Origin of the sequence: Paenibacillus sp. 23TSA30-6 (assembly GCF_014858585.1) — a bacterium.
Classification (GTDB): domain Bacteria; phylum Bacillota; class Bacilli; order Paenibacillales; family Paenibacillaceae; genus Paenibacillus.
In genome coordinates this window covers 71,313-84,673 of the sequence record NZ_SLTL01000003.1, presented here as the reverse complement: position 1 = coordinate 84,673, position 13,361 = coordinate 71,313, and the positions used below count along the sequence as shown (strand labels likewise).

General features: G+C 46.8%; 17 protein-coding genes and 1 pseudogene. 6 read left to right on the top strand and 12 right to left on the bottom strand.

All coding sequences use genetic code 11. From position 1 onward, the window contains the following. Positions 1–28 precede the first annotated feature (28 nt). The 3 genes from E0698_RS03655 (at position 29) to E0698_RS03645 (ending at position 2,049) form a co-directional block, all read left to right on the top strand. Entirely contained in the window at positions 29–274 is a 246-nt protein-coding gene (locus E0698_RS03655; protein ID WP_134912850.1) for a hypothetical protein, read from the top strand. 260 nt (positions 275–534) lie between these two features. After that, positions 535–1,194, top strand: a complete 660-nt coding sequence (locus tag E0698_RS03650; RefSeq protein WP_192510760.1) for a futalosine hydrolase — start codon at positions 535–537, stop codon at positions 1,192–1,194. After that, positions 1,195–2,049 carry a 1,4-dihydroxy-6-naphthoate synthase gene (locus tag E0698_RS03645; protein ID WP_192510641.1) on the top strand — a complete coding sequence of 285 codons (855 nt, stop codon included), beginning with the start codon at positions 1,195–1,197 and terminating at the stop codon, positions 2,047–2,049. Positions 2,050–2,200: 151 nt separating this feature from the next. Here the strand turns inward: E0698_RS03645 and E0698_RS03640 are convergent, their stop codons facing one another. The 6 genes from E0698_RS03640 to E0698_RS03615 form a co-directional block, all read right to left on the bottom strand. Next, a complete protein-coding gene (locus tag E0698_RS03640) occupies positions 2,201–2,515 on the bottom strand; it encodes a hypothetical protein (RefSeq protein ID WP_013311820.1) in 315 nt (104 codons plus the stop codon). Positions 2,516–2,827: 312 nt separating this feature from the next. After that, entirely contained in the window at positions 2,828–3,118 is a 291-nt protein-coding gene (locus tag E0698_RS03635) for a hypothetical protein (RefSeq protein ID WP_192510640.1), read from the bottom strand. Positions 3,119–3,124: 6 nt separating this feature from the next. Continuing rightward, positions 3,125–3,289, bottom strand: a complete 165-nt coding sequence (locus E0698_RS03630; protein WP_192510639.1) for a hypothetical protein — start codon at positions 3,287–3,289, stop codon at positions 3,125–3,127. Positions 3,290–3,319: 30 nt separating this feature from the next. Continuing rightward, positions 3,320–3,664 carry a YkvA family protein gene (locus E0698_RS03625; RefSeq protein WP_149094675.1) on the bottom strand — a complete coding sequence of 115 codons (345 nt, stop codon included), beginning with the start codon at positions 3,662–3,664 and terminating at the stop codon, positions 3,320–3,322. Positions 3,665–3,674: 10 nt separating this feature from the next. Further along, on the bottom strand, positions 3,675–4,289 hold the full coding sequence (locus E0698_RS03620; protein ID WP_192510638.1) for a hypothetical protein: 615 nt from the start codon (positions 4,287–4,289) through the stop codon (positions 3,675–3,677). Positions 4,290–4,374: 85 nt separating this feature from the next. Then, positions 4,375–5,304: a DMT family transporter gene (locus tag E0698_RS03615; protein WP_192510637.1), complete on the bottom strand. Its 930-nt coding sequence runs from the start codon at positions 5,302–5,304 to the stop codon at positions 4,375–4,377. Positions 5,305–5,456: 152 nt separating this feature from the next. On the opposite strand from E0698_RS03615, the gene E0698_RS03610 reads away from it, so the two are divergent. Next, entirely contained in the window at positions 5,457–6,335 is an 879-nt protein-coding gene (locus E0698_RS03610) for a LysR family transcriptional regulator (protein WP_192510636.1), read from the top strand. Positions 6,336–6,346: 11 nt separating this feature from the next. Next, positions 6,347–6,529 carry a nuclear transport factor 2 family protein gene (locus tag E0698_RS27435; protein WP_262384708.1) on the top strand — a complete coding sequence of 61 codons (183 nt, stop codon included), beginning with the start codon at positions 6,347–6,349 and terminating at the stop codon, positions 6,527–6,529. A 642-nt stretch (positions 6,530–7,171) separates the two neighbouring features. Here the strand turns inward: E0698_RS27435 and E0698_RS03605 are convergent. After that, positions 7,172–8,746: a sigma-70 family RNA polymerase sigma factor gene (locus E0698_RS03605; protein WP_192510635.1), complete on the bottom strand. Its 1,575-nt coding sequence runs from the start codon at positions 8,744–8,746 to the stop codon at positions 7,172–7,174. 193 nt (positions 8,747–8,939) lie between these two features. Further along, the gene (locus E0698_RS03600) at positions 8,940–9,305 is read right to left on the bottom strand and encodes a hypothetical protein (protein WP_192510634.1); all 366 of its coding nucleotides are present in this window, start codon (positions 9,303–9,305) and stop codon (positions 8,940–8,942) included. Positions 9,306–9,644: 339 nt separating this feature from the next. Here E0698_RS03600 and E0698_RS03595 point away from each other — a divergent pair, with 339 nt between their 5' ends. After that, positions 9,645–9,872 (top strand): helix-turn-helix domain-containing protein, encoded by a 228-nt coding sequence (locus E0698_RS03595; protein ID WP_192510633.1) that lies wholly within the window; start codon positions 9,645–9,647, stop codon positions 9,870–9,872. Between the two features lie 635 nt (positions 9,873–10,507). Here E0698_RS03595 and E0698_RS03590 read toward each other — a convergent pair. The 4 genes and pseudogenes from E0698_RS03590 to E0698_RS03580 form a co-directional block, all read right to left on the bottom strand. Next, complete coding sequence (locus tag E0698_RS03590) at positions 10,508–11,275, bottom strand: S-layer homology domain-containing protein (RefSeq protein WP_192510632.1); 768 nt, start codon at positions 11,273–11,275, stop codon at positions 10,508–10,510. Between the two features lie 241 nt (positions 11,276–11,516). Beyond that, positions 11,517–11,624 (bottom strand): annotated as a pseudogene (locus tag E0698_RS26605) (iron-sulfur cluster assembly accessory protein); the annotation flags it as partial. Positions 11,625–12,389: 765 nt separating this feature from the next. Then, positions 12,390–12,842 carry a phBC6A51 family helix-turn-helix protein gene (locus tag E0698_RS03585; protein ID WP_192510631.1) on the bottom strand — a complete coding sequence of 151 codons (453 nt, stop codon included), beginning with the start codon at positions 12,840–12,842 and terminating at the stop codon, positions 12,390–12,392. After that, positions 12,839–13,342 (bottom strand): hypothetical protein, encoded by a 504-nt coding sequence (locus E0698_RS03580; protein ID WP_192510630.1) that lies wholly within the window; start codon positions 13,340–13,342, stop codon positions 12,839–12,841. The genes E0698_RS03585 and E0698_RS03580 overlap by 4 nt, the downstream gene beginning before the upstream one ends. Positions 13,343–13,361 lie beyond the last annotated feature (19 nt).

Here is a 13,361-nt window from a genome sequence, read left to right as displayed (position 1 = left end):
ATGGCATCATATAGGGAGGATTTACGTTATGGAACCCAAGAAAACGCCACGCGTACTGCAAAAAAACATTGAATTTTTCACCGCGGCGCTGTCTCAACATCTCGTTTCAGTCTGGCAGGAGGACCCGACGGGCGTATACTGCGAGATTGGCAACGGATATATCGAATTGTTCAGCAGCGAGATGATTCGGGTGCGCAATCAGGATGGGACCCAAAGCCATTATGACCGCAATATCACGATGTTTCAGTTGATCACCAAGGATCAGCCGATATAATTATTATATGCTATGCCTGTACTGTTCTTCCAGATTAGAATTGCTTTTTTACCTTGAAAATAACTGATATCCAACTGTTACCACAGGGTAATCGTTATTATTTAAGGCAGCGATGCTGCTGGCTTTCGATTTGTGAACATATTGCAGGTTTATCCAAAAGGCGCCATAGAGCGCTTTTTTTGTCGTTATTTTTTGAACATCGTTTCAAAAAGCAGTATGATGAAGTAGCATATGATCTAAATTTAAAGGGGAATCAACCGATGGAGCCTACAACATCAGACGGACGCATCCTGATCATGACCGCGGTTGAGGGCGAACGGGAAGCCGTGCTGCGCGGGCTGAAAGGCGACAGTCGCTTTGCGGTTGAGCTTGCTGGTGTGGGCGCTCCGTCCGCAGCAGCTTCGACCGTGTTGGCACTGGCTGGCGGTGGCTACCGCTTGGTCATCAGCGCCGGAATCGGCGGCGGCTTCGTGGATGTAGCCGCACTGGAGAGCGTCGTCGTCGCTGACGCGATCATCGCCGCCGACCTCGGGGCCGAGACGGCGGAGGGCTTCAGCAGCGTGGACGAGCTGGGCTTCGGCTCCAGCCGAATTGCCGTGAACGGCGCAACCACGCAGCGGCTCGTTCAGGCGCTGCGTGTCGCCGGACAGACAGCCGTCGCCGGGCCGATCCTGACCGTCACGACGGCGACAGGTACGGCGGCTACCGCAGAACGGCTGGCTGCGCGCGTTCCCGGGGCTGCTGCCGAAGCGATGGAAGGCTACGGGGTAGCCGTAGCGGCGAACAAGCTGGAGCTGCCTGTGATGGAAATCCGCACGATTTCCAATGCCGTGGGTCCACGTGACCGCGCAGCCTGGCGGATCAAAGAGGCTTTGCAAGCGTTGGAAGCCGCATTCTCTACATTAACGGAGGTTATATAGATGCAAATTGCTTTTTCACCTTGTCCCAACGACACCTTTGTCTTCCATGCCCTGGCGCATGGCTTGATTCCCGGCGCACCTGAGCTGGACATCACTTTTGCTGATATCGACATCACCAACAATCTGGCGGTAACGCCAAACGGGCTGGATGTCATGAAAATCTCGTATGCCGCGCTCCCTTGGGTGCTGGATGAATACGCCCTGCTGCCTTGCGGTGGCGCTCTCGGCCGGGGCTGCGGACCGCTCGTGCTGACCAAGGAAGACACCACGGCTCAAGGCCCGGAAGCCCTGTCCGGCAAGCGCGTAGCCGTGCCGAGTGAACGCTCCACGGCCTATCTCCTGTTCCGCCTGTGGGCGGCCAAGCATGTGCCGGGAGGGGTCGGTGAAATTGTCGTGATGCCGTTCGACCAGATCATGCCTGCTGTTCGTGACGGACATATGGATGCCGGGCTGGTTATTCACGAGGCACGTTTCACGTATCCATCCTACGGTCTCAGCAAGCAAGTGGATCTGGGCAACTGGTGGGAAGAAGATACGGGTCTCCCGATTCCGCTTGGAGCCATTATTGCCCGCCGTTCTCTGGACCTCTATGCGATCGCAGGCTGGATACACGCCTCTGTCGAGTATGCTTGGAAGCATCCCGAGGCCTCGCGCGAATATGTATTGTCCCATGCACAGGAGCTGTCTCCGGATGTGGCCCAATCGCATATCGACCTGTACGTGAACGACTTTACCGCCAATCTGGGCGACAGTGGATACGCAGCCATCGAAGCACTGCTCGGACGCGCCGCACAGGAAGGACTTGTTCCTTCGTTTGATTTAGCCAAGCTGCGCCTTGCGTCCACCATCCGCTAACGGACCGACATTGCATGATTTCCTGCTGAATAGAGCAGTTTAAACATATAAAACCTCCCGAACGAGCACATTGCCTAGCCATGCGCCCCATTCGGGAGGTTTTATGATTTCATATTGCGAATCATCATTCAGACTCGCCTGATCCTTGTCCTTAGTTCTGTTCCACGACCTCGGTCTTAAACACGTTATCCAATTTGGTACCCAATCTTTTGACCAGTGGCACCTTAATATCCCGGCTCAGCTCCTTGAAAAAAGCGTCCATGTCACAATTAATCTTATCCAACACGACCTTTACGGTGCCCTCTGCCAAGATCTGCTCATTCAGATCTTCCGGTACGGTAACCGAGATATCATACTTTTTGCTTAACGTTTTAATGTAGCGGGTAAAGATTTCGATAAGCTCCTCATTGTTGAACTTCTCGACTGCAACTTGCCCTTTGTTCGTAAATTTCAAATTCACTCTCACGTTAGCATTTCCCCTTTTCCTTTTGACCATTTATTTTGGATAAACGTTGAACCTTACGAGGCTCTTCAAAGAAAGGGCCTTACCGGTCGTTTTAGACTCTTGTCCTTTGATATACTAAGTATAACACATTAAGTCCGTTTTCATTTCCCAACTTGTCGTTTTATGATAAAAAATGATACAATTTGCGCATTTTCAGCATTAATTCTTTCTTTTCATGCCAATCATTAGGAAGATTTTATACATAAATACACAAAAAAACGCCTATCTCGCAAAAGAAAGACGTTTCCGTATAGATGCTTATGCAGTATGGATTTACAAAGGTTTTGTACATTCCCAACCATGTGAACGATACTCACGTACCGCATCCCGTACATCCTCAATATCATCGGTGTGCAGCATAACTGCAGGTAAAATCACCCAGTATTCATTCTCTGCCAGATCAATAAATACATCCTCGACGTCATAATATTGCATATCGCCAAAAGCCGTATCCCTGATTTTCTGTCCAACCAAAGGTGTAAAATGGGAATCAAATGTTTTGATCACCTTCGTATATTCCTTCACGCCCGTTGCTGATATCTGCTGTGAAATAATGACGCTCAATGCTATTTACCTCCCTGACTGATAATGCTCATTATAACCTCTTATCAGGCCTTCTACAAAACCTTGTGCTGTAAAAATCCAGGCAAACAAAGCAAGCACCCAGCCCTGAGGCTGCGGCTCACTCTGTCTCATCTGCCAGCGTTCCCTCGCTGTAGACGTGTACCTATCCATTCTTTAGCTCCCCCGCTCTTTAAGCAATACTCAAGAAAGAAATTCGTTCGCCTTTTCCCGGTGGGCAGGCTTGATATGCATGTTCAGCATTTTTAAGGCCCCCAGCACGACACCCGCATCATCCGTGAAGCCCAGCAATGGAATGATATCCGATATCGCATCCAATGGAGAAATAAAATACGCCAGGGCTCCGAAAGCCACCCCTTTGGCATAAAGAGGCGTTTCAGGATCTATCGCACAATAGTACATGGCCACCGCATCCTTCACAAAAGGAACCTTCCCGGCCGTGGATTTCACCTTTTTGAAAAATCCCTTTTTCACCTGTTCTTCCTGATTCGGATCATACTTGGTTTTAGTTACATCAAAATCCTTCATAAGGTACCTCCTATTTCTGACTGGCAAGCTTGAAAATTCCACCTTCCCGCTTTCCAAGTTCATAATTTTGTACCGTCATTTCCACCTTCGTATTTTTATCCCATACCGGAATCTTGTCCGACGTACCATACTGTTTCATAGCTATGTCTATGACTTTCTCCGCCTTCTTCGTCAAAGTAGAAGAAGCCATATTATATTTACCATAACCTTGATAAGCACCACCCAAACCAAGATTCGGTTGATTGTTCACATTTAAAAGCACACCCTTCAACGTACCATTCTCTGCTACATCAAAGGTCACTTTTTCCAATACAAAATCATCAGTAACGACAGAAGTCTGCTCCAATGCATGCGATATGGACGACAGGTTGGCTGCTAATCTAACCCGTTGCAGCAGGGCCTCTGTATCCTTTTGTTGCTTTGTCAATGCTTGCGTTGTCTTGTTGAGTGAAGCATTCGCTGTAGTTAAAGTATTTACCTTTGCAGTCAGATTATAATTCCATAACGCCAAGGTAATACATCCGAGTACAGCTATTCCTGAAATGACCGTGGCTACAACTGCGAGCTTACGAACAGCCTGTGGTTGCGGCTCCACAGACTGAGTATGGCTGCTTAATTCCCCCATAGCAAACTTCCTCTCTATTTACATAGTCATATTTTACTATGACCCCCTTTTATAATCTAGTATATTCTTCCTACTTTCTCATTCTCTATTTATCGGTGCAGGTTTTCGTTTCATTGGCTCTTGAGCTTCGGTTGCCTCGTTTTCCTGGTAAAGCCGTATTCACCAGATACACACTGCCCGCGATCAGCACCAATCCCACCACGAACGTCAGGGTAAGCGATTCCTTGAGCATCACCATACTAAAGATCGTAGACAGCACCGGAATCATAAACGTATAGGAACCAACCGTTCCTGCTTCTCCATTGTCAATCAGTTTAAAATAAATCATCCAGCCCATCGCAATCACGAATACGGATATAAACAGCAAGATACCGATAAAGGAAGGGCTCCAATGAATATCGCTCCATTTCTCCGTGGTAAGTCCAATCCCATTGAGTAGAATTCCCCCAAAAATGAGCTGCATCGTCACCGCCCAAATAGAGTCCAACTGCTTGCTTTTTTTCTTCATATAAATCGTTCCGAGTGCCCAGCACAGTCCAGAGGCCAGCCCCAGCACGATACCCAAGACGGACAAATGCCCTGCCATTCCGCCGGAGCTAATCACGATCACCCCGCCAAAGCCAAGAACCAGTCCAATGACCTTCATCGGAAACATGCGCTCACCCAACCACAACCAGGAGAACAATCCAAGCAAGATCGGCTGTAGGAATACTAAAGTGGAAAATAACCCGGCAGACAAATATCGTAGCCCCACCGTCTGCAAGCCATAGTAGCCTGCAATATTAAATATCGCCAGAACGAGATACGTCCACGCATTCTGTCTCAAACGCAAGGTTTCCCTGTGACGCATAGCAAACATAAGCAGGATTAGCCCGCCCAGCAACGTACGTATGCCTGAAAATAAAATCGGCGGTGTATCCGGCAAAGCCAGCTTGGTCAACGGCCAGTTAATCCCCCACACCATCACTAATATTAATACAAGCCACAGCGTAGCTTTAGGTGTTAATGTTTTCATAGATTTCTTCCTCTCCCCTAGCGATGATCATCGCTCATTTCATACGGCTATAGTCATTTACAGCCATTTGCAAAGCTTTACTTTACTAGCGTATACTGTGGGCACTAATAAATAAAATGAATGTTTCCGATAAGGGAGATAACTTTTCGCTTATGACCATTACCCAAATCATGATCTTTGTCCGCGTAGCTGAAACGCTAAACTTTACCCAAACTGCCCATGAGCTGCATATGACACAACCCGCAGTCAGCCATGCCATCGCCAGTATTGAGAGTGAGCTGGATGTCCAGCTATTGCTGCGTGACCGAAAAAAAGGCGTACTGCTGACAGATATCGGGCAAAAGGTACTGCTGCAATTCCGCATGATACTGCAAAGCATGGAAAAGGTGGAGCAGCAGGTCGCCGCCGAAAAAGGGCTGGACGTTGGCACCATCACCATCGGAGCCTTCCCTTCGGCATCCGCCTATTTTCTGCCTCCAATCATACATCATATTCGCCAGCATTACCCGAATCTCATATTCGATCTGCATGAAGGCTCCACGAATGAGGTTAAGGAATGGCTGCATAACCGAGAGATTGAAGCAGGCATCATTCTGCTGCCAGATCCGCAGGTGGATGTCATCCCTTTATGTCAGGATAATATGGTTATCCTCCTGCCGGGCGGTCACCCTTTGCAATCACAAAGCAGAATCGCCATTCGGGACTTGAACCAGCAGGACATGATCTTCTGTAAAGGCGGACATGAGGTCGCCATTATGGAAGGCTTTGAACGCGAACAAAGTCAGTTGCAGGCACGTTTCACCACTCACAATGTCAGCACCCTGGTCAGCATGGTTCGACAAGGACTGGGTATGGGCATTGTCTCTTCACTCGCCTTGTCCACGTTCCCCCATGATCTGACTGTCAAAGAAACCACCCCTCTGATCACACGTCAAATCGGTATCGCTGTACCATCCCTGCACAATGCTTCTCTGGCTGTACAGTTATTTGTGCGCACCGCGCAGGAGCTTTTTACCGATTTGGAGAAGTAAAAGCTACGGATATGCAAGTGTTGGACCAAAAGGTGATTCCGCTGGATGGTACTGCGGTAACTGTGACGCGAGTTTCTTTACGAGGAACAGTAGGTAATGAACCCATTGAAGATGAAATGTGCTATACCCGCGTTTGGCACGATATGGATGGGGCGTTGAAGATCATTTCAGGGCATTGTAGCTCGGTGAAATAGCTACTATATAAACCGAACTATAGAGTTACTATTTCGCCACTGCGCAGTCGGATGGTGCTTCCCATCGCCACCGCCCCCGGATTTCTCGAATAAAGATTAGGTTAGGGTAGAAATCCGGGGACAAAAGCGACCGCTTCGCTTGTACAGCACCATTCCAACTACTCCGTTTTTTATGTTCATTTTTCAAGCTCTGATTATATAGTAAAAATCACCGGATAGCTGGGCGCCTAACCTATTTTCGGTGGTTTTTCTTGTCTTTACGTGATGTACTTAAAAATAAAAAAGAGCTTTCCATAACCGGAAAACTCTTTCGCACTTTATCTTTTGGTTGAGCCATCATAGCTCGAAATTACTTTTAGTTGCAGCTTCACGCCCACACTCATATAAGACTACAATAACACGGATTTGTACAGTGATCCCAACCAATTTTTTCTTCTACGGATTACATTGTCGGAACTGTGATGCTTGTAAGTATTATCTCCAATATTCCATTAGAACGATCCCTTTCAACGGCATACCGCTAAAAGTTTTCGACTTGCTTAATTAATGTAGAAATTTTTAATTTATTCAACTGGTAGAATGCTTTTTTGGCATGGGGGTGGGACAAAACAATTCCAAAATTCATCTGCTTCTACAGTTTCTTCAATGACGGACCAAACCTCCAGCCAAATCATCCCAGCGCCAAGAAACCTCATGTCCGTGAAGATGCAGCCCCCCAAACCACTCGTCGATACCCTGAACTGCAATACGGTCCGCTGATCCATTCAGTACCTCATTACCCAACTCAGTCAGAATTACCGGGCGGTTCAGAAACTCCGGGATTTGCCTGAAAGCCAAGCCGTCCTCAGCCCCGTCAATAATCAGCAAAGGATGTTCACCTTCCACCAAAGAACGAATAACTTTCCAATATTCGAGATCGCCCATGCCGAGCACATGCAGGACGTCAGTTACCTGACGGAACAATTCCAAAGGCGTATCCACTCCATTGCGAACGGCCTGAATCGTGGTCTGTTCCACAATGCCAAGACCATTCCGTTCCGAAGGCAGCCGTTTGAGATGCGCTGTGAAGGCTTCATAGGCAAAAGGCAGGCCAGATGCTGACAGTTCTGCCTTCTTGTTTTCCAGCAAATCAGCCATTTGAACAGGGTCAGGAGAAGCATACGCCTGCCAAAGCTCGCTTCCGAGCTCCATTTCTTGCCGCCCAATGGTCCGCCAGGTACCGGATAATGTCTGAAGCTGTGCCGGAGTGAGCTGTCCCAGACCATAAAACCGTTCGATTCCCGGAAACTCCCCAATACAGAGCAGGCTCAGCTTCGTGCGGCCCAGTTTCTGTCTTTTGAACCAGTGGAGCAGATAGGCGAGCATGCTTTGGTCAAACAGGTCATGCTCAAACCACAACACGACTTCATCGTACTTGGTATATTCACGAAGTTTCTTCTCTTGTTCCTCACAGCCCGTTATATATTCGCTGGCCGGAATACCCATCGTTTCTTCCAGAACCCGGGCCCGCAGTATCCGTTCTTCAGCCCCCGCTGGATTTGCAAATATCGGCCCTGCTGGATATACCTCTCTCCATACAAGCACATCACCCTGTACAACGCCCTGCTTCAACATCTCACCTACAACATCACCGTTAACAATATGCAGCATGTTTTGGCCTCCCTCATACAAATGATTGAACACGGAAACGAGATCGGCTACCGGGAGTGTACCTTTCAGCTTTTGGCGGGCGTCGTGCAGCCGCTTCTTGAGCGTCGGGACCGGAGTGCCCAGATAATCGGAAATCTCCTGAAGAGAGTAGCCATAAAAATAAAACAGCCGCAGAGGCACGCGCAGCTTGGCAGACAACGCCTCCACCGATTGTTGCAGAACTTGGCTCTCCTCCCTACGCTCCGCAATTTCCGCCACACCCGGTACTCCTCCGGATAACTGCACGGCTTCATCCAGAGGAAGCATCGAATGATGCTTGCGCCGCAGCGTCCGCTGGCACTGTCTTACGACAATGGTCTTGAACCAGCCTGGAAAAGCGGACGGTTTCTGCAGCTTCTCCAGATTCTGATAAGCCTCCATGAAAGCATCCTGAACGGCATCTTCCGCGAGATGAACATCCTTTAGCATGTCATAAGACACCGCATATGCCATCCCGCGAAAATGCAGCATCAGCTGCCCGAACGCTTCTGCATCCCCTTGCCGCGCCTTTTCAACCCACTGCCTCATACGTCCCTAGCCTCTTTTCTTTCGTGTTCTTAATCTTAAGTGCCGGCTCAGTGGGGGAAGGTTACAAATAATGTTGATGGAAAAATGAAATAATTGATAAAGAACGTCACTGAACACAGCAACAATATTAACAGATTCTTTCTCAAAAGAAGCATAATGCAGTTACAGACCGTTGGTTTCCAACAGAAATATATTATCCTTTATTTTTCACGAGGTTAAGTTCAATATGACTTCGACCTTGTAGCCATAGCAGTTCATCCAGTAAAAATGCTAATCCATTCTTACTACGCAAACGCTCGATCAGCTCTGTAACGACCTCCATAATCTCACGTTGTACATTCTCTGCTAATTGTAGCCCCCCACTTTCCCCATCCACATAAAGATACGGATGATCCAGTTGTTCTACCTTTCGTACATGTCGCAGATACAATATTCCATGTTCAATATAAAAGAAATAGCTACGATCATACAGGACTCCCTCAAATAGTTCATACATATGAGGATCATCATCAGGTCCATATACCATGGCAACTCTTTTCAATTCAACAGATTCGCTCATAAATAAATCCCCCTACCTTATAATATTACTGATTAAATTATGTATTGTATTGATATCATGTGTATGAATGATCTGGAAAACATAACGCCCCCCTTCACTCCCTAAATCATTGTTATAAGAAATTTTTCATGGATGCTTAAATTAGTATCGAAACCGTTCTATTTTAGAACCAAAGTACGGAGTGATCAATAGTAACAATACTGAAGGGAAAATAAATTTTATACTAAAATTCGTATATACGTTTATGAGTAATAATATATACGACTTTTAGTATAAAGCCAACGTCTATTTTACGGATATTCGTATATTGGATATAATGGGCTGGAGGATGGTGTACATATGAGAACGATTCGGCTTAAATTGAACGAAGTTTTGACACAGCGGAGACTTACGCAAACTCAACTTTCCCAACTATCTGGTGTTCGTCAGGCGGCTATATCAGAAATGTCACGGAACATTCGTGAACAAATAAATCTAAAAACACTTATCAAAATCGCGGATGCACTTGAAATTGATGATATATCTGAACTCATAGTAATTGAAAATTCTGAAAAGGATCGCCTATAAAAGCGGTTCTATTTTTGTAAGTACTTTTCGTCTGCATTAGCTAAACTTAGGAAATGTACATGAAAAACGGAGAAGATGGAATGGTGCTGTACAAGCGAAGCGGTCGCTTTTGTCCCCGGATTTCTACCCAATTATAAGCTTTATTCAAGAAATCCGGGGGCGGTGGCGATGGGAAGCACCATCCGTCTGCGGAGTGGCACTAAAGTAACTTTTAAGTTCCATTTATATATTCGATCTTTTGATTGGTTGCTCCACTGCTTTATACGTCATGCCAGGGTAATCACTTATAGTAAAATGGAGAGTGATAAAATGCACTTTATAAAATCGATGTACACAAAACAAAACATAAATACCTCAGTGCTCTTTTTTGCATTTTTAGTTCTATATAGTGTTTTTTCTGAGATTGAAATTAAACCCATAGCACTCTTACTTTTTACAGTTGTATTTGCCTTTTTTAATGCCCTGAGTAAATTTGTCCAATCCACACGTAGTGATAATGATCTTAAATAAAGTTTCTTAAACACATTCAAAAAGGCCTCCTTAGCAATATAGTACGCGACTATACCGCTATAGGGGCCTTCATTTATAGTTGGATCATTTCTTTGCTTTCGTCTGTCCTTCGATTGCTTTAAAAATCACTTCGATTGCTTTGTGGCTTCGTACAAACGCTGTAAAATGGTAACAGCTTCAGCCCGTGTGACTAGCGTTTTTGGGTGAAGATATCCTTCATTAGCGGTAAGAACGCCCATATTAGTCAGGGTGTAGAATGCTTCTGCCTTTTGTTCTTGGGAATCTCCATCATACTCTTCTTGAGTCGTGTCGATGTATAGTACCGGATAGTTGATTGAGAAATTGTCATTGTAATTCGCCTGACGAATTTTCATATCCTTGTACTGCGCAGCTGCAGAGATTACTTCCCTGATCTCAGGATGAAGAGTCTGATTGGTATAATCCGTCCGAACGGAAGCAATCATCATGACATCCCAGCGGGTCAGCGGTTTGTCGGGCTTGATATAGAATTGATAGTTTGGATATTTGCCTCCTACACTTTCAGTGAACGGCCAAACATAATCCCCGTTGAATAATGCTGCAAAATCTTTATTCGCCCAGTGCTTACGCGCATCAACAAAGTCTGAAGCTTTTCCGGACGAATGATTGATTTCTGGAAAAAGCTTGTGAAACATATTTACAAATTCCGCTTTCGTTATGGTTTTGCCCGGCTTGAAGGTTCCATCCGCATAGCCCTTGACAACGCCTTTGTCGACCATCGAACGAATGGATTCGGCAGCCCATTCATATTTTGTCCCGTTCACATCAGAAAACGTATTTGCCGCGAATGCGGATTGACTGAAAAACAGTGCCACCGCAACCAGCGAAGTGATAAGCCATTTCTTTTTCAACATCTTCTCTTGCCACTTCCTTTAGGTAAAATTTATGTAGAAAATAGTTCTCCAGAGCTCCATGTTATATCGGCATTTCAAAAGCAAATGATGATAATAAACAGAAAAAACAACAAAAAAACGACCTCCGCAACGAGTAAAATCCCGTCACAAAGGCCGTTATCCGCAACCTAAACGCATGTTTTTAGGGAACCATCCTGACATTTAGGCTTCTATAATTCAGACCACCACTCGAAAACATTAATTAACAAGGTTCTTCGTTCGGCTTCCCTGCATCCGTAGCTGTACGGAAGCTCGAACCGCAGCCGCATGTCGCTACTGCATTCGGATTATGAATCGTGAAACTGGCGTTAGGCTAACACTCGGCCAAAACCGCGTCAGATTAACGTTTTTGAACGTTAGGCGGGATTGTTAATCCGCACGACTACTTGTTAATCACACGCCTCTACAGCGTATAATCACGTTAATCGTATTCTACCCCAATGAGCGGCGGAACGCAACGCTTATAAACGAAGAAAAAGCGCCTGCCTCCGGAGAGACAAGCGCTTAGTTTATCGTTATATCTTGTTACCCCCGAGATTAAAAATATTGTTCGGATTGTTTGCGCACCAGATTTGGGGCCGCGCGAGGGGGCGCTTGGGGGTAACGGTCGATCCTCATAGCGTTCTCATCTTCGCTTTACTCAGCGCTTTTCACCGACTCATTTACGTTACTTATAAATCGGACACTCGGACGCGCAGACCCACGTGCCGAATAAATATACAGCCGCCTTTCATATCCGGGATTACTAATTTGTAGTCCGCAATCCTGTGTAAACGTCCGAATCCAGCGCCCCGTCTGCGTTTGACGGACGAGTACGAAAATGGCCCGTATACACCGTATATACATTTCCAGTTAATACGTGAGAAAACCGCGTAACGACGCGGCCGGGCGGGTGTACACGCTGGTAATTTATACACGAGTGGTTATGCATATTTAACGTTGGATAGGACAACGAACGTATAGCGTAAATCCGCCATTTTGGAACCCTCGCGCCACCCAACCCCCGAGTTACAAGGCAGGCGTGCGCTGGAAGCTTCGTGTAGGTAAAACAGGCTATATGTCCGGAATCGTCGGATTATTCCGTGAGCAATCGGTCCAACTCTTCGATGTCTTTGCGGATAGCTTCGTCCGATCTACGTCTGTTCTCGACCTCTTCACGCATATCGACAACCTCCGTCCGATCCGTTAGCAATCCGTACCTACGCATGAACAGGTCAATTGCCTTTACGGAAGGCATACCGTTATTTCCGCCCATAATTGCTTTCATCAACTGAGTGTACACGGTCGACCGCATCGAATCAAGTTGACGCTCGGCCAGGTAGTTAACGTAAGCAGCGAACGTCGTCTGCGCCTTCCACTCGTACAACGTTGAGCGCGCTATGCCGAGTTCGTCCGCAAGCTCCTGCATTGTGCGCTTCTTCCCGCCATCCGATAACAGTTCGCCCCACTCGTTAGATACGAGTAATTGCGCGGCCCGTTGCTGCTGCGGTGTAAGCTGTTCCTCCAGTCGTCTACGCTGTGAGCTCACTTGGTCTCCTCCTCTATACGTTTCTTTACGTCGGCTATTGCGGATTGAAACGTTTCCTCATCGCTAAACGCTCCCACCTTTTTCATTGTGTCCCTACTCGTCAACCACTTTAGTGCAATATGAAGACTCCGCACTTGAGCGTTAATATCGAGTGTATCCAGCTTGTCTTCATCTACTGCGTTGTTCACGCGGTTGATAACTCCGAGAGATAGCCTAACGCCCCAGCCCGGTACGCCGTAAAGTTCCTCCTCCGCGTGCTTCAGTAGTTTCGCATACTCAACGTATTGGGATAGTCTATCCGTATCAATACGTGTAACCTCACCCTCGGCCAGTAACCGAGCGTACTTGACTACGATCGCGGTAAACGGTTTGAGTCGGCCAATTATAGACCACGCCAGTGGAGTGCTGACGAACTTAGGAACGAGCTTCGGGTACTGGTCTAATCCTTGTTCGATACGAAGTTTACGTATGCGCTCCGTTAAACGTGCAACGTCATTCAATTCAATCGTTCCCCTTTCG